Raw genomic sequence first — 23,157 nt, 5'->3', positions numbered from 1 at the left:
TCGTCTGCCACGCGAGCAGCATCGGCGTCCGGCGGTCAGGGGCCAGGCAAGTTTGCCCGTATCCGACGAGTTACCCATGTACACACCAAATCAGTAGTTGCGCGGCGAATCAAATTTGCCGCCGCGATGCCGGACAGAGGTCAAACGCCGCGGCGACGCTCGGCTTTTGCGCGCATCTCGGCTGCTGCGGCCTCCATCTCGGGTGTCACCTTGAAGTGGCCGCCCCATTTGTTCAGCGAACCCGGTGGGTAGTCCGGGGTCGGGAGAATTTGGCGCAGCAACTGGTCGGGCAGTCCGCGACGCTGCCATTCGCGCGGATAGCCGAGGGACACCTCTTCGAAGCGCACGCCGTCGTAGTAGGAGGTGCGCGGGATGTGCAGGTGGCCGTAGACCGAGCAGACCACGTTGTAGCTGGTGTGCCAGTCGGCGGTCAGATCGGTGCCGCACCAGAGAGCGAATTCCGGGTACCACAGCACTTCCGTGGGCTGGCGGACCAGCGGGAAGTGATTGATCAGCACGATCGGCGTCTCGGGTGGCAGCGCGTCCAGTTTCCGCTTGGTGACCTGCACTCGGGCGTGACACCAGGCATCACGGGTCAGATACGGATCCGGCGACAGCAGGAATTCGTCGGTGGCCACCACATTGCGTTCCCGGGCCAGGGCGAGGCCCTCGGCCTTGGTCTTGGTGCCCTTGGGCAGGAACGAGTAGTCGTACAGCAGGAACATCGGAACCAGCGTCACCTGACCGCCGTACTGTTCGGACCCCGCGCCAGTCCACACCGGGAACGGATCCTCCGGTGTGATGACATCGAGGTCCCGGCAGATCGACACCAGGTAGTCGTAGCGCGCGACACCGTGCATCTGCACCGGATCCTTCGCCGTGGTCCACAATTCGTGGTTGCCCGGCACCCAGATCACCTTGGCGAAGCGGCCGCGCAGCAGCTCCAGCGCCCAGCGGATATCGTCGGACTTCTCCCCGACATCCCCGGCCACGATGAGCCAGTCCTCGGGCGAATCCGCCCGAATCTGCTCGACGACCGGACGATTCCCCTGGTGCCCGACGTGAATGTCGCTCACCGCCATCAACTTGGGTATCACCACACCTACATTGGCATATCCGCGGGAGTTGCCGCCGTTCGGCTCGATGATCATGGGCGATACCGGTTAGAGTCCGCCCGCTAACGGCCGCGTTCGTAGGGCCGATCCGGAGCCTCGATCCGCTGATAGTCGGTGACGACGAGGGTGGGCGTGTGGTCCGGATCCCGTTGGGCGCTACCGGTTTGGACGACACCCCTGATCTCGAGCCAGGCATCGTCCTCGATCACCTCCGGCATCCCCGACAGGTGCACGAGTACATATCGGGCATCAGCGACACAGCAGGTGATGACCACTCGCGCGAGATCCGCATCGGGCGTATCCGGATGCTGCTGCTCGAGATCCTTGGGCCGAATAATGAACCCACTGATAGTGACCTCACGACCGTCCAGCGAGTGACTGGAGTCCTGAAGCGCCCGATCCACCAGATCCACAATCGGCAAGCGCGGCGCCTGCTCAGCAGGCAGCGGCGGAAAGGCCCGGAGCTTCGGCTGCTCCGCGGCGATGTCGCGCGGGACGACTTGAACGGGCGAACTGGTTACGGCCGCGCCCGCGCCCAATGCGGGTGGTGCGATGAGCAGGAGGGCAGCGACCGGCGCGAGCAATAGCCATTGCGCCCGGCCCGAACCGTGCCTGTGGTCCCCGTGCGCGGCGCCGTGCCCGAATGCATCGTCGTGGCTCCGTGCGTTGGCGTGGCTCAGTGCATCCTCGCCGCCGAATGCTCCCTCGCGCATGTCACCGTCGGCGGGTGAATTCGCTTGGCCGAGCACGTCGCTGCGACCGTGCACGCTGGCATGGCCCGGCACATCGTCGCCGCCGCGATTGTCGCTGGGGCTGCTCGTGCTTATGTGGCCGAGCAGGTCAGTATGGCCGTGCACGTTGGTGTGTTCGTCGGATGCGGTGCTGCGGTGAATATCTCGGAAGATTGCTACCAGGGCGAGCAGGATGAAGCCGATGCTGCTGATCAGTAGGAAGGGATACAAGCTCGGCTTTACATAGCGTAGGTAGGTGCCGTCGAGGGTTATCCAGAGCACTGCGCTGCCGATAAGTAACAAGAGCAGGTTCTGTGTTTCTCGTTTCATCGGGCACCTCCCAGGAAGATGTAGCCGGCGATCGTGCCGCACGCCACGGCGACGGCGAAGGTCATGGGGGCGAAGCGCATTGCGAAGCGGCGGCCGAAACTGCCTGCCTGCATGGCGAAGAGCTTCACGTCCACGGCGGGGCCGACGACCAGGAATACCAGCCGTGGCAGCAGGGGCAGCGTCGACATGCTCGCCGCGACGAATGCATCGGCCTCCGAACACAGCGCGAGCACGATCGCCAGCACCGCCATGATCAGGATCGCGACCACCATTTGCCCGGCCAACCGCTCGTACCAGGTGGGCGGAACCAGCACATGCAGCGCGGCGGCGGCCGCGGCGCCGAGTACCAGAAATGCGCTGGCCTGCAAGAGATCGTGACGCGCGGCCTCGGTGAAGACCTCCCACCGGGTTCGCCCAGTCACGCAGTGGTCGCGTCCGGTGCCACGCGGCAGCAGCCAGGCCGGGCGTCCGATTCGCGACCAGATCAGCCCCATCACCACCGCGGTGGCCAGTGAACCGGTGAACCGCGCCGCCACCATTCCCGGCTCGCCTGGAAACGCCACCGCCGTGGCGATCAACACCACCGGGTTGATCGCGGGAGCCGACAGCATGAAGGCCAAGGCCACCGATCCGGGCGCCCCCTGATCGGTCAGTCGTCGCGCCACCGGCACGACACCGCATTCACAGCCGGGTAGTGCCATCCCGGCCAACCCGGCGACGCCGATCGCGGCAGGTTCGTTGCGCGGCAATACCTTTCGCAGCACCGCAGGCGAGACGTAGGCCGCGATACCACCGCTCACCAACACCCCGAGCGCCAGAAACGGCACCGCCTGCACGAAGACACCCGCGAAGATAGTCACTGCGGTCTGCAATCGCGCGGACGCCCCGACCGCATGCACGATTGGCGCCCGCAGGACCAGTCCGAGGACGATCAGCGCGGCGAGAACATATGTCGAGGACACCCGCGTCCGTACCGAATTCACAGCGTTCTGTGCGAGCACGTTCCCATCCTGCCTTGTGCCTTCGCCGAATCCCCACTTGCCGCCGAACACCCGCGTTGCGCCGCCCGCCGCGCCCGAAATTCGACGGCAGTCGAACTGCCGCTCGCGAGCCTGCTCAAACCGCCAATTCCACTACCTTCGGCGACGGCCGCCGGGCTAACCGAACCTGTGGACGCGCGGTGCGCGCGAAAGCTGCGAGCCACCATGAGCCTTCCGTTCATTTCGCGCCACGACGACCAGCCGGGCCAGTCGCGATCACCCGAGCCGCGCAACCGTGCAGTCAGCACGAAACCCACTGCGCCCATCAGCATTCCGCCCATCCCACGCCACGACAACCAGCCAGATCGATCGCGATCACCCGAGCCAGCGCAACCATGCAGTCAGCACGAAACCCACTGCGCCCATCAGCATTCCGCCCATCCCACGCCACGACAACCAGCCAGATCGATCGCGATCACCCGAGCCAGCGCAACCATGCAGTCAGCACGAAACCCACTGCGCCCATCAGCATTCCGCCCATCCCACGCCACGACAACCAGCCGGGCCAATCGCAATCACCCGAGCCAGCGCAACCATGCAGTCAGCACGAAACCCACTGCGCCCATCAGCATTCCGCCCATCCCACGCCACGACAACCAGCCGGGCCAATGGCAATCACCCGAGCCAGCGCAGCCGTGCGGTCGGCGCGAAACCCACTGCGACCGTGAGCATTCCGTTCGTTTCGCGGCGGCAGGATGCGATGGCGATATGACATGGTCGCGGGATATCGGGCGGGATGCGGACGCCGCCGTCGATTTCGTAGCGCATATTTGTGACCTTCCAGGAGCGGGCCTCGGGGTCGTCCGGGGCGGTCGGCGGTTGGTCGGATCGCACGACGGCCATGACTTCGGTAACCCCGATGGGCCAGGTGAAGACCAGTAGCCCCGCCTGTTCGGCCAGTCCGGTCACGGTCGGAATGCCACCCGGCGACGGATCGTCCTGCGCTCGTTCCTGTCTGCCTTGCGATTTCGCGACCGGCCCGGTATCGGATCGGGTGATCTCGGAGTATCTGCCCGCGACAGCGGCGGCCACCGCGTACACCGGCTGCCCGGCGGCGGGTGCGCCACCGTCTTCGAGTTCGGTCGCCTGTGTGCGGCCGACCACGCGCCAGGATCCGTCCGGCTGCAACCTGGTCACCCGGTAGGCGACGTTATCCGTCGATGTCGGCGACCACACCACGAGCACCGACCCATTCGCCAATCTGGTGGCCTCGACGCGCCGCGGGGCCTCGATCGGCGACTCCGCGAGCGCGGCGGCCGCACCGGCGTGATCGGCGCATACCTCGACCGCGGCGAGCAGCCCGCGCATCCTGGCATCGGCCGGTCCGGCTTGTGCCTCGGCGACGAGCCGGTCCGCCTCGGCAATGGCCGCTCGGGCCTCGGCGAGCAACTGGTCGATACTCGGCACCTGATTCGGTGGCAGTAGATCGGATGCGGTGCGGCGCACCTGTTCCAGATGCGGCAGCGCCTCGACATACCGCTTTGCCGCGCACGAGACCGTGGCATCGCGCCAGTGAGCCTGTGCCTCGTTCAGCACCCGTTCGACCTCATCGGATACCGAACGGATCGGAGTGAGTCCTTCCCTGTCGGGCCCGACCAGCCGGTGCGCCTCCTCGACATGCCGCGCGGCTTCCTGTGGGCGACCCCCACGCAGCGCCGCCCGGGCAGCCTTGAGGGGTGGTTCCCAAAGTCTGGGTGCAGGCGGTTGCGATATGGATCGCGGTGGCGCGGTTGTCGGCGAATTGGCTACTCGCGCACCGAGTTCCGCGGCGATCTCGGTGAGCACCCGGGTGGCGTCGGCCCGATCGAGGCCCAACCGCATCGCCTCGTCGAGCAGATAATGGAAGTCGTCGCCGACGAGTTCGTCCTCTACCAGCACCGCCGCCCTGACCTTGGGCCGCAATTCCTTGGCGACATCCTCGGCCACCGTCCGCAGATACTCCCGCAGCGGCGCGTCACCCGATTCGAGCACATCATGGATGTGAATCAGCAGCTCGTCCAACACAACTCGGATGCGACCGGGCGGCAGCTCCCGCGACCGCGCGCGCAATGCCTCGGCGCGCAGTCGAATCTCCTGGGTCTGACCGCCCTTCGCCGGATCCACCCGAAGCAGCGCGAACAACGTCGGCGTCGGTTCACCGTCGATGAGCCGTTCCCATTCGCTGAGCAACTGCCGAATCTGCTGTCTGCGTTGGTCGGTGAGCGCACCGGCGGGCGCGGGGGCGTCCTCGATGACGCGATGCCTGCGCAATCGAGTCGCGACCTCGGCGGCACTGAGCCCGCCCATCGCGCCGATCTCCTCCAGCCCAGGCACCTTCCCGGCTGGAACGCCGCCGTGACGCTGCACCAATCGCGAGATCGCCGCGTCGAGCATCTCGTAGCGGTCCGCATCCCGGCGCTCGCGCATCTCCCGGATCCGCGCCGTTTCCGCGCGGCGAGCCGCCGAATCCAGCAGTACGCCGGACAGCTTCGGGTGCGCGTCGACCAGCAGCCCCACCAGCACCCGGTATTTCGGATGGTCGCGCTGGCGCTGCCAGAAACCCCAGACCTCCTCCACCCGAGCGGCGATCTCGGCATCGCTCAGCGACTCCGCCTCCTCCAGCGGAATGTCGTAGAGCTCGAACGGATCCGACTCCTCGAGCCCGCCGCGGCGCTCGACTGCGGCGAGCACCCGCTTGCGGTAGTCGTTCGGATCGAACGCCTGCATGGTCACGGCTCAGCTGTCACGGCGGCGGGTGCGCTGGACCTGATCGAGTTCGCGCGCCACATCCGCTTGCGACAGGGTCGCGCCGGTCTGCGCGGTCAGGACCAACGGAATGTCGGCGTCGACGTGATGGCAGGTGACGCGCAGGACGCCGTCGAAGCCCATCTCGAAGGTCACCCGCACCTCGCTACCCTCGGGATAGCCCGCGGGGATGCCGCGAATGCGTCCTTCCACCAGCACCTTCGTATCCTCGGGGCGCGCCGATGCCGCCTGGCCCTGCTGTTCCACGATGGTCAGCGCGATTTCGTCCTGATCGGCCCGCACGGTGCCGAAGGAACGACGCACCTTCACCGGCAGCGTCGAATTGCGATGCACCAACCAGGTCGCCGCCAGCCCGTACTGATAGTCGAGCGCGAGCACACCGAACCCGCGCGAAACAACGGTATCGACCTGGATTTCGAGCATCCGGCGCACCAGCCCCACCGGTTGTGCGAAGGAGGCGGCGACGCGAGCGATCGATTGGTCCAGATCGGCCGGTGCGGCGTCCTCGATATTCGCGCCGCCACGCAGTCGGCCGCGCGTGGTGAGGTCGGCGAGAACGAGACGTTCCATTTCCAGCTTTTCGCCGTAGAGCGCCGCGCCGCGCGCCACCGAGAGGTCGGGATCGCGCAGTTCACCTGCGAGCCCGAGTTCCTTGCGCAGCTCGCGCTCGACCATCGGCATACGTGAAGAGCCGCCGACGAGCAGCAGACGGTCGACGGATGCGACACCGCGCTTGCTCGCCGCAGTCAGGCAATCGCGGGTCAGGTCGATGGTGCGGCGCATGAGCGAGGCGGTCATCGCGTCGACTTCGGCGCGCGTCAGCGGGATCACCGCGCGGGCGCCGTCGTGCGCGATCACCACATCGGTGCGCTCGGCATCGGTCAGCTCGCGTTTGGCGCGTTCGGCGGCCAGTACCAGCATCTGCGAACCCGCCGAATCGTCCAGCGGGTCTTCGGCATCCGGATTCGCCTCGCAGAACTTCTGCGAAAGATACAGCGCGATGCGCTCATCCCAGTCGGCACCGCCGAGTTGGTGATCGCCCTCGACCGCGAGCACCGAAATGCGGCGGTCGGCGAGTTCGATGACCGTCGCGTCGAACGTGCCGCCGCCCAGGTCGTAGACGAGAACCGTCTCGCGCGGGCCCGGCTTGCCGACGTCGGTGCTGAATTCGCGGTGCTCCCGGTGCCCTCCGTGGGCCCGCCCGTCACCCACCGCCACCCTCAACGGGCCGCCTTCGGCCGGCTGTGCCTGTCCGGGCGCTCCCGCCTCCGGGCCCGTCGCTCGCACCGCGGGGCTGCCGTCGAGTCGGCCGAAACCGTAGGACAATGCCGCGGCGATCGGCTCGGAGAGAACGCCCGCCACATCGAAGCCCGCATACGTGCCCGCCTGGATGGTCGCGCGCCGCTCCTCGTCACCGAAGTAGGCGGGCACGGTGATGACCGCACGCTGCACCGGTTCGCCACCGCCGAACTCGGCATCTGCGGCAAGACTTTTCAGAATCAGCGCCGAAACCGCGGGCGCGGACCAGGTTTGCCCGTGCGCGGCGAAACGCCAATCCGTATCGCCCATCCGTCGCTTCACCAGCGCGCACACATGCTCCGGATCGAGCCTGGCCTGCCGCCGCGCACCCTCGCCCACCAGATGATCGAATGCCGACGCGAACAAAACGACCGAAGGCACGGTCGCCTCGCCGTTCAACCCGATCATGACTTCGGGCCGACCATCGGCGTCTATCCGCGCGATCGCCGAATTCGTCGTACCAAGGTCGATGCCGTAGACCCCCATGAGACGCGATGGTAGCAGCCACATCTGACACCAGCCCAGTTCCCGACAGTGGATCCCGATGCCGCCCAAAACAGTCGCAGCACCCCGGCGAACTCACGTTAAGGTGCGAACATGACCGACCCCGCCGCGCCGGACCCCGAGAACCCAGCCACCCCCGCCGCGCCGCAGGTAGCGGCCCCGACCGCAGCACAGGTCAGCCACCCCGACAGCCCTCTCACGCCACCGCTGGAAAACCTCACCAACTCAACCGCACCGCAGACAGGTCACCCCGCCAAATCCCGCACTCCGTGGGCCGAGACCTACCCGGCGACACCACCGTCTGGTCACCTCACCGACCCAGCCGCAGCACAGGCCGAGACCCCCACCGACCTCACATCACGGGCCGGTCACACCGCCAATCCCCTTACGCCACAGGACGAGGCCCTGAACGCGCCGCAGACCGATTTCCCTGTCAAAACACCACAGCTCGAATCCACCGACTCACTCGCCCACCTGGCGGAACGCATCGAAGACCTCACCCGAGTAGTCGCCCGCCAAGCCACCACCATCGACCGCTTGGCCGACGAAGCCAAGGCCCGCGACCGCCGCGACCGCGCAGCCGCCGACCTTCCGCTCGTCCTGGAACTCTTCGCCATCCACACCGACACCGCCGCCTGCGCCGCCACCGCTGAATCCCCGCGCGAGCGAACAGCATTCGAAGCTGTCGCCACCCGCATCGAACGCCTCATCATCGGCCGCGGCGGCACACTCGTCACCCCACGTCCCGATGACGCCTTCGACTCGCTCACCATGGAAGCGGCGGATGTCGCGAAGACAGACGATCCCGCATTGGACCGCACGGTGGAATCGGTCGTCCGAACCGGGCTGACGGTCTCCGGCCGCTCGGTGCGTCCGGCAGGAGTGGTCGTCCGCCGACACCACTGACACCCGTCACCCGCCGCAACAAGTTCGTCCGGCAGGGTCGTCACCCGCCGCACACGAACTCACCCGGCAGGTGAGTTGTCCGCCGACACCACCGACGACCCGTTGCCGCAAGCAAGTTCGCCGAGCAGGAGCGGTCGTCCGCCGACACGACTTCAAAACCTGCTAGCCGCCAGGCACGTTCGCTCGGCGAAAACATGTGCGGGATGCGAAACCGTGGCGCACCGGACTACGCACTCACACGCGGGATCTCCGTACCGATTTGCGCCCAGCGGCCGGATTCTGCACGCCAGACTACGGCGACCAGACGTAGCAGCATGAAGGCTACGAGGCCGGTCCAGATGCCCGCTATGCCCCAGTTGAAGATGAACGAGAGCCAGATGGCGGGGAGGAAACCGAGGAGGGCGGCGCCGAGGGTGGTGTTGCGGAGGTAGGCTGCGTCGCCCGCGCCGAGCAGGACGCCGTCGAGGGCGAAGACGATGCCCGCGATCGGGATGATGGCGACGAAGAACCACCAGGCGACGTGGGTGCGGTCGAGGACGGCCGGATCGTCGGTGAAGAGTTCGGGGATGACGATCGCGCCTGCCGCGAAGGCCGCCGCGAGGACCAGCGCGAATCCGCCCGACCAGCGGGTGATACGGCGCGACAGTCCGCGCGCTCCGGTGGCATCGCCCGCGCCGAGTGCCGCACCGACCAGGGTTTGGGCGGCGATGGCGAGCGAATCCAGGGTCAGGGCAAGGAAATTCCAGAGCTGCAAAACCAGTTGGTGGGCGGCCACCGATGCCGCGCCGAACCGGGAGGCGACGGCCGCCGCCGACACGAAGCTGGCTTGGAAGGCGAGACTGCGGGCGATCAGATCACGACCGAGTACCAGCTGTGCCCGCATCACCGACCAGTGCGGCGCCAGCGGAACACGTGCGCGCACCAGCGCGGTCAGGAACAGCCCGGCCGTCACGGACTGGCCCGCCGCGTTCGCGACCGCCGAACCCGCCAACTCCAGCCGCGGCGCACCCAGCAACCCGTGCACCAGCGCCGGGCACAACACCCCCGAAACCAGCAGTCCCGCAACAACGAACAGCAGCGGCCTGCGCGTCTCCTGCACTCCGCGCAACCACCCGTTACCCGCCATCGCGATCAGAATCAGCGGCACCCCGAACAACGCGATCCGCACCCAGACCAATGCCTCCCCGGCAATATCCCCACCACCGGCGATCACATTCGTCAGCGGAACCGCAATCGCCTGCCCCACAACAAGAACCAGCGTCCCGACGATCACGGCGACCCAGGTCGCCTGCACCCCTTCCCCGATCGCACCGCGCTCATCCCCCGCCCCATGCCGCCGCGCCGCCCGCGCCGTGGTCCCATACGAGAGGAAAGTCAGCTGCGAACTGACCTGCGCCAGAATCAATCCGCCGACCGCAAGTCCGGCCAATGCCAGCGCCCCCAGCCGCCCCACCACAGCGAGGTCGAAGAGCAGATAGATGGGCTCGGCCACCAGCACACCCAAGGTCGGCAAGGCGAGTCCGAGAATCCGTCGCGGCCCCGCCGCGCCGATCGGATTGGACGCGACCCCGCTGACTTCCGAACTCACCCGAGTTCGGCCAACAGCGCCGCGACGACCGATTCGGACGTGCCATTAGTGGTGTATCCGGCCGCGAACCGATGTCCTCCACCGCCCAAAGACGTTGCGACAGTGGCCACATCGACACCATCCTGCGCCCCCGGCGCACTGTCGCGCGACCGCAGCGATACCGTCCACCGATCCGGAATCGTGCGCGATTCCTTGAATACCGCGGCAACCCCGGCCTCGGAGGTGGTGCGGACGATATCGACCACACTCTCCACCTCCTCCGAGCGCACACCATCGACATCCTCGCGCCGCACAATGGCGTACACCAGCCCGGTCCCACCACCGGCCTGCGGCTCCAACCGAGCCGAGCCGAGCACCCGCGACAGCATCGGCAACCAGCCGAACGGATGCGTATCCATCAGCGAGCGCGTGATCTCGGCACCGTCTATGCCGGTGGCCAGTAGCCGCTCGGCCAGGTGATGGGTGCCGGGGCGCACCCAGCGGAAGGATCCGGTATCGGTGACCAATCCGGCGTAAAGGCAATGTGCCACTTCGGCATCGATCGGCTCCTGCCAGGAATCGAGCAGTCGCGCGATCAGACTCGTCGTCGATTCCGCACTCGCATCGATCACATTGATCATGCCGAACCGGGTGTTGGAACGGTGATGATCGAACACCAAAGTCGTTCGGGCCCCGGCCAATCGATCGGCGAGCGCACCCAGCCGACCGGCACTGCCGCAGTCCACCGAAACCAGCAGATCCACCTCGGCGGGCACATCGGCCGACGGCACCAGATGCTGCACACCGGGCAGCGTCCGCATCGTTGCGGGTAGTTCGGCGGGCTCGGCGAACGATACCCACACCGGGACACCGCGCCGATGCAACACCAATGCCAAAGCGAGCCCGCTGCCGATGGTGTCGGCATCGGGCTGCACATGACACAGGATGGTGACCGAACGCGCCACGTTCAATGCGGCAAGGGCCGGTCCGAAATCGACCGCATCGACAGCGACCCCCCTACCCGGGTCGACGGGCATCGTCGTCATGGTCTACCGCACGTCACTCGTCGGATTCGCGTTCGACCTTGTACGGGTCGGCATCGCCGGCGTGGGTGGCGGTGGCCGCCACCTTCGCGACCGCGTCATCGGCGGCCCGCGCCCTGGCCAGCAGCTCCTCCATATCCCGTGCCGCGTCGGGCACCTTGTCGAGCACGAACGACAGCGTCGGGGTGAACTTCACGCCGGTGCCCGCGCCCACCTTCGAGCGCAGCACACCCTTCGCCTTCTCCAGACCGGCGGCCGCGGCCGCGTAATCCGGTTCCACGTCGAGGGTTTCGCCCATCACCGTGTAGTACACCGTCGCCTCGCGCAGATCGCCGGTGACCTTCGCATCGGTCACGGTCACGAAATTCAGACGCGGATCCTTCACCTCGTATTCGATCGCGGTCGCCACGATCGCGGAAATCCGCTTGGCGAGTCGGCGTGCCCTGGCTTGATCCACCATGGCTGAACCCTCCTCACTTGCTGTGTTCATTTTGCGGCGGGACCGGGGCCCTGCGTGGTTACGCAAGCTACCGCCTCCGGGCCCGTCGTTCCCGCCGCGGCTCAGTCTTCGGGTCCGAAGATCCTGCGGCGCACTGCCAGCAACTCTAACTCCGGACGAGCCGCGACGTGACGCTCACATTTGTCGAGTACCTCGGTCAGGTGATCCATACCGGAACTGACCATGGCGACTCCGAGCAGTGAGCGACGGTGGCGGTCTTGTTCCCCACCCTCGGCGGCACTCACGCCGAAACGCTGCAATTCGGCCAGCACGGGCCGGATCACCGAACGCTTCTGCTTCAGCGAGTGCACATCTCCGAGCAGGACGTCGAACTCCAGTGCACCCAGGTACACCCAAGCCTCCTGTATCGGCGCCTACGAAAAGATCGTCTCGGTGGTCCGGTCCAGCGTTGACGGCCGGACCGGACCACCGACGAACAAATCAGTCGCGCGGCTTCTCGCGCAGCTCGTAGGCCTCGATCACGTCGCCTTCCTTGATGTCGTTGTAGGTCAACGTCATACCGCATTCGAAGCCCTCGCGGACCTCGGTGACGTCGTCCTTTTCCCGCTTCAAGGTGGAGATCGTGACCGTCTCCGCGACCACCAAGTTGTCGCGGAGCAGGCGCGCCTTGGCGTTGCGCTTGACCGAACCCGAGGTGACCATGCAACCGGCGATATTGCCGACCTTCGACGAACGGAAGATCGCGCGGATCTCCGCCCGGCCCAGCTCGACCTCTTCGTAGATCGGCTTGAGCATGCCCTTGAGGGCCTTCTCGATTTCGTCGATGGCCTGGTAGATCACCGAGTAGTACCGGATGTCCACGCCTTCGCGGTTGGCCAGCTCGGTCGCCTTGCCCTCGGCCCGGACGTTGAACCCGATGATGATCGCGTTCGACGCCGACGCCAGGTTGACGTTGGTCTCGGTGACGCCACCGACACCGCGGTCGATGACCCGCAGGCGCACCTCGTCGTCGATCTCGATACCGAGCAGCGCCTCCTCGAGGGCCTCGACGGTACCGGAGTTGTCGCCCTTGAGGATCAGGTTGAGCTCCGAAGTCTCCTTCAGCGCGGCATCCAGATCTTCCAGGCTGATCCGCTTGCGGCTGCGCGCGGCCAGTGCGTTGCGCTTGCGCGCATTGCGACGGTCGGCGATCTGGCGAGCGATCCGGTCCTCGTCGACGACGAGCAGGTTGTCACCGGCGCCCGGAACCGACGTGAAGCCGATGACCTGGACCGGCCGCGACGGCAGCGCCGCGACGACATCGTCGCCGTGCTCGTCGACCATGCGGCGGACGCGACCGTAGGCGTCGCCCGCCACGATCGAATCACCGACGCGCAGCGTGCCGCGCTGGATGAGCACGGTCGCCACCGGGCCTCGGCCGCGGTCGAGGTGCGCTTCGATGGCGACACCCTGTGCGTCCATGTCCGGGTTGGCTCGCAGATCCAGCGCCGCGTCCGCGGTCAGCAGGACCGCCTCGAGCAGTTGCTCGATATTGGTCCCCTGCTTGGCGGAGATGTCGACGAACATGGTGTCGCCACCGTATTCCTCGGCAACCAGGTTGTATTCGGTCAGCTGCTGCCGGATCTTGTCCGGGTTCGCGCCTTCCTTGTCGATCTTGTTGACCGCGACCACGATCGGCACATCGGCCGCCTGCGCGTGGTTGATGGCCTCCACCGTCTGCGGCATGACGCCGTCGTCGGCGGCGACCACCAGGATCGCGATATCGGTGGCCTTGGCACCACGGGCACGCATGGCGGTGAACGCCTCGTGACCCGGGGTGTCGATGAAGGTGATCAGCCGGTCGTTATCGCCCAGATGGGTGAGCACCTGGTAGGCGCCGATGTGCTGGGTGATGCCACCGGCCTCGCCCTCACGGACGTTGGCCTTACGGATCGTGTCGAGCAGTCGGGTTTTACCGTGGTCGACGTGACCCATCACGGTCACCACCGGCGGACGCTGTTCGAGGTCTTCCTCGCCGCCCTCGTCCTCACCGTAGGTCAGGTCGAACGATTCCAGCAGCTCGCGGTCCTCGTCCTCGGGGCTGACCACGTGCACGACGTAGTTCATCTCGCTGCCGAGCAGCTCGAGGGTCTCGTCGTTCACCGACTGGGTCGCGGTGACCATTTCACCGAGGTTGAACAGGGCTTGCACCAAGGCGGCCGGGTTCGCATCGATCTTCTCCGCGAAGTCCGACAGCGAAGCGCCGCGGGCGAGACGGATGATCTCGCCGTTACCGCGCGGCAGCCGCACGCCACCGATGGCGGGAGCTTGCATGCTTTCGTACTCGGCGCGCTTCGCCCGCTTCGACTTACGGCCACGACGTGGGGCACCACCGGGACGACCGAACGCACCGGCCGCACCACCACGGCCACCGGGACCACCCGGACGACCGCCGCCACCGCCACCGGGACGACCACGGAAACCACCGGCCGCGGGAGCACCGGCACCTGCACCGGGCGCACCCGTGCCACCGCCGCCACCACCGCCGCCGCGGTAGCCACCGCCACCGCCGCCACCACCGGGACGACCGCCGCCGCCACCCGGGCCACCACCCGGACGACCCGGACGACCTGCACCGGCGCCGCCGCCCGGACCCGGACGGGCCGAACGCGCGGGCATGGCACCCGGATTCGGGCGCGGCGGCATCGAGCCGGGGCTCGGACGCGGCCCACCGGGACGCGGCCCACCCTGACCGGGAGACGGACGCCGCTCGCCCTGGGTACCACCCGGACGGGGACCGCTCTGGGCCGGCCCCGGACGCGGTCCCTGGCCGGGACCCGGGCGAGGTCCACCCTGGCTGGGGGCTGGACGCGGCGCGGGACGCTCACGATCGGGCGCCGACGAGAAGGGGTTGTTGCCGACGCGCGGAGTTTTCGGCCCCGGCTTCGGGCCGGCTCCCGGACCACCGGGACGCGGACCACCGTGTGCCGGAGCACCGGGACGCTGCTGCTGACCCGGACGTGCGCCACCCGGAGTCGGGCGAGGGCCGCTCTGCGCCGGAGTGCTCGGCGCAGGGGAGGCCTTCGCGGCCGGAGCCGCCGGGGTCTCCTGGACCGGAGCGGTCTCCCTGGCGGCGGGCTTCGCCGGACCGGGACGTGCGGCCGGACCGGGACGCGCAGCGTCGGACGGACGCGCGGCCGGAGCCGCCGTCTCACGGGCGGCCGGAGCCGCCGGGGTCGCTGCCTGCGCGGGCGCAGGAGCGGGGGTACGTGGGCCCGGACGCGGACCGCCACCTGCGGCGGGCTTCGCGGACGGGGTGCTCGATGCGGGACCGGGCCGGGCCCCGGACTTCGCTGTGCCGTTGGTCGGCGCGGACTTCCCCGCCACCGACTCGCGCAGTCGACGCGCGACGGGTGCTTCCACCGTCGAGGACGCCGACTTCACGAACTCGCCCTGCTCCTTGAGCCTTGCGAGTAGTTCTTTGCTCGTGACACCGAGTTCTTTGGCCAACTCGTGCACGCGGGCCTTGCCTGCCACTGCTCTCCTCACTGAGAGGTCGAGCAGTGCCTCCGCCTAGGGGTGGCGGGCCCGCACGACCTCGGGTTATCTCCGATGGACGTTCATCGTTGGTGCTTCACGGTGTGCTCATGAGTGCTCGTGCCTGTTCTCGAGGTACTTCTCCAGGGCTGAGATATCCAGTTTTCCGGACACTCGTAGTGCTCTGCCGAATGCTCGGCGTCGTTCTGCGGTGCGCAAACAAACCGAAACGGGGTGCAGCCAGGCACCCCGTCCGGGAAGTCTGCGCCGCGGGTCGGGGACTATCGCAACAACCTCGGAACCGTCACCGGTTTCACAGTCCTGCGCCACGATCCGCAACAGATCGACGGCCAACTCGCGCTTTCGGCATCCGATGCACGTTCGCATCGGAGCTGTTCGACGTCGGTGCGCCGGGGTCAGCTCGGTGATGCGTTCGGGCAAAGAAACCGAAGGCTCGCGTTGAACCTGAGACCACTCTACCGCTGTCCCGCTCGGAACACCGAACCCCGCCCCTTCGGAAGTTACGAACATGTCATCCGGCGGGCTCGATTCGCGGGAATCGATCAACTCCGATGCGCCTCCGTCCGCACACTGCCGCTGCCCGCATCCGGGGTGGCATCGCTGCGGATATCGATCCGCCAACCGGTCAGACGGGCCGCCAACCTGGCGTTCTGCCCTTCCTTGCCGATGGCGAGCGAGAGCTGGAAGTCGGGGACGACCACGCGTGCGGCGCGGGCCTCGGGATCCACGATCGTGACCGAGACAACTTTCGACGGCGACAGCGCATTCCCGACGAAGGTCGCCGGATCATCGGCGTAATCGATGATGTCGATCTTCTCCCCCGCCAGTTCGCTCATCACGTTGCGCACGCGCTGACCCATCGGACCGATGCATGCGCCCTTGGCATTGACGCCGGGCACGGTGGTACGCACCGCGATCTTGGAGCGGTGTCCGGCCTCGCGGGCGACCGCGACGATCTCCACCGAACCGTCGGCGATCTCGGGCACCTCGAGCGCGAACAGTCGGCGCACCAGATTCGGATGGGTGCGCGAAAGGGTGATCTGCGGGCCGCGCGGGCCGCGGGAGACACCGACGACGTAGCACTTGATCCGGTCGCCGTGCTCATAGCTCTCGCCGGGCACCTGCTCGGCGGGCGGGATCAGTCCCTCGGTGCCGTGCAGTTCGCTGCCGATCCGCACCACGACGGTGCCGCGGGCATTGGCGCGGGCATCGCGCTGCACCACACCGCCGACGATGTCGCCCTCATGGGTGGAGAATTCGCCGAAGGACTTCTCGTTCTCGGCATCGCGCAGCCGCTGCAGCACCACCTGGCGCGCGGTGGTCGCCGCGATCCGGCCGAAACCCTCTGGTGTGTCGTCCCATTCGGAGATCACGTTGCCGTCGGCGTCGAGTTCGCGCGCCATCACCCGGACCACGCCGGTCTTCTGGTTGATATCGATGCGAGCGTTGGGCTGGTGGCCTTCGGTGTGGCGGTAGGCCGTGAGTAGTGCCGACTCGATCGCGGAGATCACGGTCTCGATCGAGATCCCTTTATCGGCGACAATCGCGCGCAGGGCTTCGATTTCGATGTTCATTCCACGATCCCTTCGGTCGGCGAATCGGACGCTGTGTTGTTTCGAGCGACCTGCGAGTGGTCGCCGGCGGCTACAGATCCTGTCGGTTCATTCGGTACATCGGTTGTTCCTCGGACATCGGCGGTGGGGTCCACCGCTTCCTCTTGCCCCGGCCGCGGACGGCCGGGCGCGACTCCGCCCGCGAGTTCCAGTTCCCGCGCGCCGGGCGGGTTGAATTCCACCTGGACGACGGCCTCGGCGATGTCGGCCAGCGGAATCGTCACTCGGTGCGGCTTGTTCTTCCCGCCGAGCACCAGCGCCACCGTGTCATCGGCGAGAACACCGACCCTGGCCTCGAACTTGTCCGATGACTTCGGATCCGGCGACGACGCCCCGGTGCGTAGCTTGATCCGTACCTTGCGTCCTTGGGCGCGGCGCCAGTGGCGGTCGGCGGTGAGCGGGCGGTCGATGCCGGGGCTGGTCACTTCGAGCAGATAGGGCGTCTCGCCGAAATCGCCCGCATTGTCGAGGGCCTCGGAGAGTTCCGTACTGAGTCCGGCAATGGCATCGAGATCGGAAGCGGCATCGCTGTCGACGATGACCTGCACCCGAGCCTGGGCATCCACATGCTTGCCCGCCGTCGAGATCTCGACACCCTCGAGGTCGAATCCTCGGCGCTCGACGAGCCCAGCAACGAGCTGGCTCACCCTTTCCTCGGTCGGCATGGGCATGTGGGGCGGCTCCTGGTTCAGTTGTCAGACGGCTGATCTTTTCGAGCGACCTGCAAGCAGTCGCTAGCTGGCCCTTTCGAGCGACCTGCAAGCAGTCGCTACGGAAAAAAATTTCTCTACCGGAGATCTAGCGTAACGCGCCTCGAGAGTGTAATGGACCAGCGGCCTCGAGCAAGTTTCCTGGCCACGCGGTCGCAATACAGCGCGCCGGGCCTCGCACCGACCGCACGGTAGGCGCTCGGTCGGCCGTGCCGCGCGAATCTGGCACGATGGTGCCGTGCCAATCCGCCTCCCCGCCCCGCCGCGCGCCGGGTGCACTTCCGGCATCCCCGTCGACCGGCATCAATCCCAGCACAGCAGCGCCGGTGTCGGGCGCATCGGCATCGTCGACCGCCGCACCGCGTTGCGGCTGGCCGGCGGCACGACCGTGGGTGTGCTAGCCGTCGGCGCGGTGGCCGGATGTACGGATAAGACGGTGTATCAGCCCGATCCGCTTGCCGCACAAGAGAACCTGGCGCGCGCCGACGCAGCGGCCGCGACGGCGGCGATCGCGGTGACGCCGCAGCGGCATGCCGCATTGACCGCGATCGCGGACGAACGCACCGCACACGCGGATGCGCTGCGTGCCGAAATCAACCGTGTGATCGGCGTTTACGGTGACGGCACCACCCCGACGCACCGTACCCGCGAAGTCTCCCCGCCCCCTTCCGGTACTTCCCCCGCGGCATCGGGCGGCGGATCCGGATCACCCACCACGCCGCCGAGCATCGACGAGTTGCGCACTCGGCTGGCCAAGTCGCAGCAGTCAGCGGGTGATCTCGCCCGCACCCAATCCGGTTATCGGGCAGGGCTATTGGCCTCGATCAGCGCGTCGTGTGCGGCGCAGGCGGGGGTGTTGCTGGCATGAGTCGTGCCGCCTCGACCTACCTCGCACGCCACGCCGTACGCACCACTCAACTGATCCGGACAGGGATGCGCACATGACCGAAGCCGAACGTCAAGCCCTGCTCGACGCGTTGCGCGCCGAATACGCGGCGGTGTACGCCTACGGTGTGATCGCGGCCTACGCCTCCGCCGAGCGAGTCCGCTTGGTCGCGCAGGACACCGCAGCCCACCGTGCCCGCCGCGACACCACCATCGATGCGTTGAAGGCGGCCGGAGTCGCCGTGCCGCCGCCGGACGCCGCCTACACCACGCCGTTCCCGGTGAACGATCCGATTCCGGCGGCGAATTTGGCCGTCACGGTGGAAACCGATACCGCCGTAGCCTGGCGCGCGGTCGTCGAGAACGGCAGCTCCGAATCCATCCGCCGGACGGGTGTCGACGCCCTCACCGAATGCGCGCTGCGCCTGGCCACCTGGCAAGCCATCCTCGGCGCCAACCCACCCACCGTGGCTTTCCCGGGCAAGACCTAACCGCCCTCCGCGCACCTTTTCGCCCGCCGCGCACGGATTCGTCAGCGAATCCGTGCGCGGCGCCAATCCGTGCGCGGCGCCAATCCGTGCGCGGCGCCAATCCGTGCGCGGCGCCAATCCGTGCGCGGCGCCAATCCGTGCGCGGCGCCAATCCGTGCGCGGCGCCAATCCGTGCGCGGCGCCAATCCGTGCGCGGCGCCAATCCGTGCGCGGCGCCAATCCGTGCGCGGCGCCAATCCGTGCACAGCACACCAACCCATGCACGGCACACCAACCCATGCACGGCACACCAACCCATGCACGGCACAGGTGGCCAGTGCGCGGGTGGGCGGCCAGTGCGGTCGCGACTACGGGCGCATTTCGTAGGCGCTGTCGTAGGCGGCGACTTCGGCCCAGACGCGGTCGAAGCGGGGACGGTCGGTGACCGGCGGGCGCAGGGCGGATGCGGCCCAGGCCTGCTGGTCGGGGGTGGCGGAGGGCTTGCCGTAGAGGGTGGTGGCGTGGCCGTTGAAGTCGCGGATCTGGAAGTCGAAGATCTGCTCGATGATGTCGCGGTCCAAGCCGGTGACAGCGGCCTGCTCCAGGATCAGCTGGCCGTAGACCACCAGGGAGAACAGGTGGCCGATGGTCAGCATGAAGTCGAGGTCCTTCTGCTGATCGGCATCGGGTGCTGCCGTGGTCAGCAGGGTGCGCAGGGCCTGGGCCTGCTCGTAGAAGCGCGCGACATTCGGCAGATCGGCGTGCTTTTCGTACACCGGAGTCCAGTCGGCGAACTGCACCTTGCCCGCGCCACGAGCGGGGCCCTGCCGGAAGAAGAACTCGTCGTCGGCGGCATCGACACGGGTGCCGATCTCCGGGTAGTCCTTCGGGTTGAACAGGTAGTTCGGCATGAACTTCAGGATCTGGCCGACATTGACGTGCACCGTGCCCTCGAGCCGGGGCAACGTGCCGATATAGCGGGCGACCTGCGCGAAGTAGGTATTCTTCTCGAACCCCTTGGCGGCGAGCACATCCAGCAGCAGCGTCATGACGGTCTCGCCCTCGGAGGTCACCTTGGACTTGGTCATCGGGTTGAACAGCAGGTAGCGGCGGTCCTCCAGGCCGGCGCTGCGGAAATAGTCGACGGCGCGGTCGCTGAACAGCTTCATCGCGACGATGCGCGCGTACGCATCCACGAAATTCGTTCGCACATGCGGGAATTCGGTGACGGCCCGGCCGTAGAGGATGCGGTTGTTGGAGTGCGTGATGGCCTCGTAGAACGAGTGCTCGACCATGCCGATGCTGCCGTGGCACAGGTTGAACTTGCCGACATTGACGGTGTTGAGCGCGGCGGAGAAGGCCTCGGGACCGGTGGACAGGATGTCGGCGGCGGTCACCGGGTAGTCGTGCAGCGCGAAGGTGCTGACATACAGCTGACCGTGGATGACGTTGTCGATGAGCTCGTAGTTGTCGTGGCGGCTGTCCGCGGCGAACCACACATAGCCGTCCGCGCCCTCGATATCGGCGCGGCGGGAGAACACCGACACCATCGATGCGACATTGCCATTGCCGATGTAGTACTTGACGCCATTGGCGCGGAACAGGATGCCGGCCTCGGCATCGGCACTGCCCGGCTCGGTCGGCGTCAGGATCAGGTCGGTGTTGTAGATGTCGGCACCGTGATCGCGCTCGGACAGACCGAATGCCATCACCTGGCCGTCGGCGAGATCGGCGGCCGCGCGCTTCTTGGCGTCCTCGTTATCGCTCTGCCAGATCGGGCCGAGGCCGAGGATGGTGACCTGCTCGGCGTACCAGTACGCGAGACCGTAGAAGCCGAAGATCTCCGACAGCGCCGCATTGCGCGCACCGTCCCACCGCCGGTTCGCGTCACCGTCGGCGTAGGCGGCCGGGGTCAGGAAGGTCGCGAACAGGCGCTCCTTCTTGACGAACTCGAGGAAGTCCGACACCCACACCGCATCCGCGTCATCGGCCAGCAGTTGCCGCTTGCCCCGCGACTCGAACCACTCGATGGTGGCCTTGAGCAGCCGCCGCGTCTCGGCGTCGAACTGCTTCGGGTCATAGCTGGTGGGGTTGAACAACAACGCGTCGATGCTCGTCATGCCGCTAACTTACCAGCGGGTAACAGCAGTAAGAAGCGGGTCCGGGATTACCGCGCGCCACGAATCGTGCCTACGGAACCGTAGGTCCGGACGAATGCGAGAAGCCCGGTCGACCGAGCTCGGTCGACCGGGCTTCCCTACCGGTTGTCGAAGGCAGACCTACCGCCCGCCGCGGACCTGCGCGAGCACCGATTCGACCACCGAATCGGCCGGGACCTCGGTGGATTCGCCGGTGAAGCGGTCGCGGATCTCGACCTTGCCCTCGGCCCAGCCGCGGCCGACGACCACGACCAGCGGAACGCCGATCAGCTCGGAATCCTTGAACTTCACACCGGGCGAGGCCTTGCGGTCGTCCAGGACGACATCGAGTCCGGCCGTATCCAGCAGCGCCGCAACCTGTTCGCCGCCCTCGCGCGAGGAGTCGTCCTTGTTCGCGATCACCACGTGCACGTCGAACGGCGCGACCTCGCGCGGCCAGCGCAGCCCCTTCTCGTCATGCTGCTGTTCGGCGATCACCGCGACCATGCGGGAGACGCCGACGCCGTAGGAGCCCATGGTGAGCCGCACCGGCTTGCCGTTCTCGCCGAGCACATCGACCTCGAACGCGTCGGTGTACTTGTTGCCGAGCTGGAAGATGTGGCCGATCTCGATCCCGCGCGCGGACACCAGGACGCCGCGCCCGTCGGGCGAGGGATCGCCGTCACGCACCTCGGCGGCCTCGATGATGCCGTCAGGGGTGAAATCGCGGCCCGCGACCAAGCCGACGACGTGCTTGCCCGGCTCGTCGGCGCCGGTGATCCAGCTGGTTCCGGTGCCGATGCGCGGGTCGACGAGATAGCGAACACCGTTGGCCTGCAATGCCTTCGGGCCGATGTAGCCCTTGACCAGGAACGGGTTGGCGGCGAAATCGGCCTCGGTGAGCAGTTCCACCTCGGCGGGTTCGACCGCGGCGCCGAGGCGCTTGTCGTCGATCTCACGATCGCCCGGAATGCCGATGCCGAGTAGTTCGGTCTTGCCATCCGGGTGGCGCAGCTTGACCATGATGTTCTTCAGGGTGTCGGCCGCGGTGACCGGTTGCGCGGAAAAGCCCGCACCGTTCGCCCAATCCACCAGCGTCGCGATGGTCGGGGTGTTCGGGGTGTCGTGTACGACGGCGGCGGGCAGGCCCTCGATGGGTTGCGGTTCGGCAGCGGGCGTGACCACCGCTTCCACATTCGCGGCGTAGCCGGATTCGCGGCACACCACGTAGGTGTCCTCGCCGACCGGGCTGTCCGCGAGGAATTCCTCCGACGCGCTGCCGCCCATCGCACCCGAGGTGGCCGCGACGATGACGTACTTGACCATGAGCCGGTTGAAAATGCGCTGGTAGGCCTCGCGATGCGCGTTGTAGCTGGCCTTCAGTCCGTCCTCGTCGAGATCGAAGGAATAGGAGTCCTTCATGACGAATTCGCGGCCGCGCAGAATGCCCGCGCGAGGCCGCTCCTCGTCGCGGTATTTGGTCTGGATCTGGTAGAGCGTGACCGGAAGATCCTTGTACGAGCTGTATTCACCCTTCACCGTGAGCGCGAACAGCTCCTCGTGCGTAGGCCCCAGCAGATAGTCCGCACCCTTGCGGTCCTGCAGCCGGAACAGTCCGTCGCCGTATTCGGTCCACCGGTTGGTGGTCTCGTACGGTTCGCGCGGCAGCAGCGCGGGCAGCGAGATCTCCTGTGCGCCGATGGCGTTCATCTCCTCCCGCACAACCTGCTCGACCCGCCGCAGCACCCGCAGGCCCAGCGGCAGCCACGAGTACACGCCCGGGGCGATGCGCCGCACATATCCGGCGCGGACGAGGAGTTTGTGACTGGGCACCTCGGCGTCGGCGGGATCGTCGCGCAGGGTACGCAGGAACAGGTGGGAGAGGCGGGTGATCACGGAACGACAGGGTAGTCGCTGGCCCGACGATGTCTGCAACGCATTGGCCCATTTCGGCATGAGCGGGGGCTCTCCGTGGTTACGCAAGCTACCGCCTCCGAGCCCTGACCGCTCACGACTCCACCTCGCTGGCGCTCGGCTCCGCCGTGCGCGATTGCGCGCTGTGTT

Annotated in this window: 18 protein-coding genes; 3 read left to right on the top strand and 15 right to left on the bottom strand. The window is 67.3% G+C overall.

The genetic code is table 11. The features are described from left to right. Positions 1 to 140 precede the first annotated feature (140 nt). The 5 genes from ACQPYR_RS11885 to ACQPYR_RS11865 all read right to left on the bottom strand — a co-directional run bounded on the left by ACQPYR_RS11885 (position 141) and on the right by ACQPYR_RS11865 (position 7,746). Positions 141 to 1,097 (bottom strand): metallophosphoesterase family protein, encoded by a 957-nt coding sequence (locus ACQPYR_RS11885; RefSeq protein ID WP_433635108.1) that lies wholly within the window; start codon positions 1,095 to 1,097, stop codon positions 141 to 143. A gap of 80 nt (positions 1,098 to 1,177) precedes the next feature. After that, entirely contained in the window at positions 1,178 to 2,176 is a 999-nt protein-coding gene (locus ACQPYR_RS11880; RefSeq protein ID WP_433631111.1) for a TIGR03943 family putative permease subunit, read from the bottom strand. Further along, positions 2,173 to 3,177 (bottom strand): permease, encoded by a 1,005-nt coding sequence (locus tag ACQPYR_RS11875; protein WP_433631108.1) that lies wholly within the window; start codon positions 3,175 to 3,177, stop codon positions 2,173 to 2,175. Before ACQPYR_RS11875 ends, ACQPYR_RS11880 begins: the two co-directional genes overlap by 4 nt. 654 nt (positions 3,178 to 3,831) lie before the next feature. Further along, positions 3,832 to 5,928 carry an Ig-like domain repeat protein gene (locus ACQPYR_RS11870; protein ID WP_433631105.1) on the bottom strand — a complete coding sequence of 699 codons (2,097 nt, stop codon included), beginning with the start codon at positions 5,926 to 5,928 and terminating at the stop codon, positions 3,832 to 3,834. A 3-nt stretch (positions 5,929 to 5,931) separates the two neighbouring features. Next, complete coding sequence (locus ACQPYR_RS11865; RefSeq protein ID WP_433631102.1) at positions 5,932 to 7,746, bottom strand: Hsp70 family protein; 1,815 nt, start codon at positions 7,744 to 7,746, stop codon at positions 5,932 to 5,934. Between the two features lie 111 nt (positions 7,747 to 7,857). On the opposite strand from ACQPYR_RS11865, the gene ACQPYR_RS11860 reads away from it, so the two are divergent. Beyond that, on the top strand, positions 7,858 to 8,670 hold the full coding sequence (locus ACQPYR_RS11860) for a hypothetical protein (protein ID WP_433631100.1): 813 nt from the start codon (positions 7,858 to 7,860) through the stop codon (positions 8,668 to 8,670). 226 nt (positions 8,671 to 8,896) lie between these two features. Here the strand turns inward: ACQPYR_RS11860 and ACQPYR_RS11855 are convergent, their stop codons facing one another. The 8 genes from ACQPYR_RS11855 to rimP all read right to left on the bottom strand — a co-directional run bounded on the left by ACQPYR_RS11855 (position 8,897) and on the right by rimP (position 17,561). Continuing rightward, the gene (locus tag ACQPYR_RS11855) at positions 8,897 to 10,258 is read right to left on the bottom strand and encodes an MATE family efflux transporter (RefSeq protein WP_433631098.1); all 1,362 of its coding nucleotides are present in this window, start codon (positions 10,256 to 10,258) and stop codon (positions 8,897 to 8,899) included. Next, entirely contained in the window at positions 10,255 to 11,274 is a 1,020-nt protein-coding gene (locus ACQPYR_RS11850) for a DHH family phosphoesterase (RefSeq protein ID WP_433631096.1), read from the bottom strand. Before ACQPYR_RS11850 ends, ACQPYR_RS11855 begins: the two co-directional genes overlap by 4 nt. Positions 11,275 to 11,296: 22 nt before the next feature. Beyond that, positions 11,297 to 11,740: a 30S ribosome-binding factor RbfA gene (rbfA, locus tag ACQPYR_RS11845; RefSeq protein ID WP_433631093.1), complete on the bottom strand. Its 444-nt coding sequence runs from the start codon at positions 11,738 to 11,740 to the stop codon at positions 11,297 to 11,299. A gap of 101 nt (positions 11,741 to 11,841) precedes the next feature. Beyond that, entirely contained in the window at positions 11,842 to 12,132 is a 291-nt protein-coding gene (locus ACQPYR_RS11840; protein ID WP_396956059.1) for a DUF503 domain-containing protein, read from the bottom strand. Positions 12,133 to 12,220: 88 nt separating this feature from the next. Further along, the gene (gene infB / locus ACQPYR_RS11835; protein WP_433631090.1) at positions 12,221 to 15,256 is read right to left on the bottom strand and encodes a translation initiation factor IF-2; all 3,036 of its coding nucleotides are present in this window, start codon (positions 15,254 to 15,256) and stop codon (positions 12,221 to 12,223) included. 108 nt (positions 15,257 to 15,364) lie between these two features. Next, positions 15,365 to 15,643: a YlxR family protein gene (locus ACQPYR_RS11830; RefSeq protein WP_433631088.1), complete on the bottom strand. Its 279-nt coding sequence runs from the start codon at positions 15,641 to 15,643 to the stop codon at positions 15,365 to 15,367. A gap of 176 nt (positions 15,644 to 15,819) precedes the next feature. Then, on the bottom strand, positions 15,820 to 16,851 hold the full coding sequence (nusA, locus tag ACQPYR_RS11825) for a transcription termination factor NusA (protein ID WP_062992797.1): 1,032 nt from the start codon (positions 16,849 to 16,851) through the stop codon (positions 15,820 to 15,822). Then, positions 16,848 to 17,561 carry a ribosome maturation factor RimP gene (rimP, locus tag ACQPYR_RS11820; protein ID WP_433631085.1) on the bottom strand — a complete coding sequence of 238 codons (714 nt, stop codon included), beginning with the start codon at positions 17,559 to 17,561 and terminating at the stop codon, positions 16,848 to 16,850. The genes nusA and rimP overlap by 4 nt, the downstream gene beginning before the upstream one ends. Positions 17,562 to 17,838: 277 nt before the next feature. Between rimP and ACQPYR_RS11815 the strand changes: the two genes are divergently transcribed. Both ACQPYR_RS11815 and ACQPYR_RS11810 read left to right on the top strand, forming a co-directional pair. Next, on the top strand, positions 17,839 to 18,468 hold the full coding sequence (locus ACQPYR_RS11815; RefSeq protein WP_433631082.1) for a hypothetical protein: 630 nt from the start codon (positions 17,839 to 17,841) through the stop codon (positions 18,466 to 18,468). 73 nt (positions 18,469 to 18,541) lie between these two features. Then, positions 18,542 to 18,976, top strand: coding sequence for a ferritin-like domain-containing protein (locus ACQPYR_RS11810; protein WP_433631079.1), 435 nt, complete (start codon positions 18,542 to 18,544; stop codon positions 18,974 to 18,976). A 347-nt stretch (positions 18,977 to 19,323) separates the two neighbouring features. Here the strand turns inward: ACQPYR_RS11810 and ACQPYR_RS11805 are convergent, their stop codons facing one another. Both ACQPYR_RS11805 and ACQPYR_RS11800 read right to left on the bottom strand, forming a co-directional pair. Continuing rightward, positions 19,324 to 21,075, bottom strand: coding sequence for an acyl-CoA dehydrogenase family protein (locus ACQPYR_RS11805; protein ID WP_433631076.1), 1,752 nt, complete (start codon positions 21,073 to 21,075; stop codon positions 19,324 to 19,326). Positions 21,076 to 21,234: 159 nt separating this feature from the next. Continuing rightward, entirely contained in the window at positions 21,235 to 22,989 is a 1,755-nt protein-coding gene (locus ACQPYR_RS11800) for a proline--tRNA ligase (protein ID WP_433631073.1), read from the bottom strand. Between the last annotated feature and the right edge of the window lie 168 nt (positions 22,990 to 23,157).

The organism is Nocardia sp. CA-120079 (genome assembly GCF_050955745.1).
GTDB lineage: Bacteria > Actinomycetota > Actinomycetes > Mycobacteriales > Mycobacteriaceae > Nocardia.
Note: the sequence above shows the minus strand (reverse complement) of the source record. Positions and strands in the feature narration are given on the sequence as shown.

Bases quoted from the DNA above. Each gene is read 5' to 3' on its own strand.
- ACQPYR_RS11880 (WP_433631111.1), bottom strand. From the start codon at position 2,176: ATGAAACGAGAAACACAGAACCTGCTCTTGTTACTTATCGGCAGCGCA.
- ACQPYR_RS11865 (WP_433631102.1), bottom strand. From the start codon at position 7,746: ATGGGGGTCTACGGCATCGACCTTGGTACGACGAATTCGGCGATCGCG.
- ACQPYR_RS11860 (WP_433631100.1), top strand. From the start codon at position 7,858: ATGACCGACCCCGCCGCGCCGGACCCCGAGAACCCAGCCACCCCCGCC.
- ACQPYR_RS11850 (WP_433631096.1), bottom strand. From the start codon at position 11,274: ATGCCCGTCGACCCGGGTAGGGGGGTCGCTGTCGATGCGGTCGATTTC.
- rbfA (WP_433631093.1), bottom strand. From the start codon at position 11,740: ATGGTGGATCAAGCCAGGGCACGCCGACTCGCCAAGCGGATTTCCGCG.
- ACQPYR_RS11830 (WP_433631088.1), bottom strand. From the start codon at position 15,643: ATGCGAACGTGCATCGGATGCCGAAAGCGCGAGTTGGCCGTCGATCTG.
- nusA (WP_062992797.1), bottom strand. From the start codon at position 16,851: ATGAACATCGAAATCGAAGCCCTGCGCGCGATTGTCGCCGATAAAGGG.
- rimP (WP_433631085.1), bottom strand. From the start codon at position 17,561: ATGCCCATGCCGACCGAGGAAAGGGTGAGCCAGCTCGTTGCTGGGCTC.
- ACQPYR_RS11810 (WP_433631079.1), top strand. From the start codon at position 18,542: ATGACCGAAGCCGAACGTCAAGCCCTGCTCGACGCGTTGCGCGCCGAA.
- ACQPYR_RS11805 (WP_433631076.1), bottom strand. From the start codon at position 21,075: ATGACGAGCATCGACGCGTTGTTGTTCAACCCCACCAGCTATGACCCG.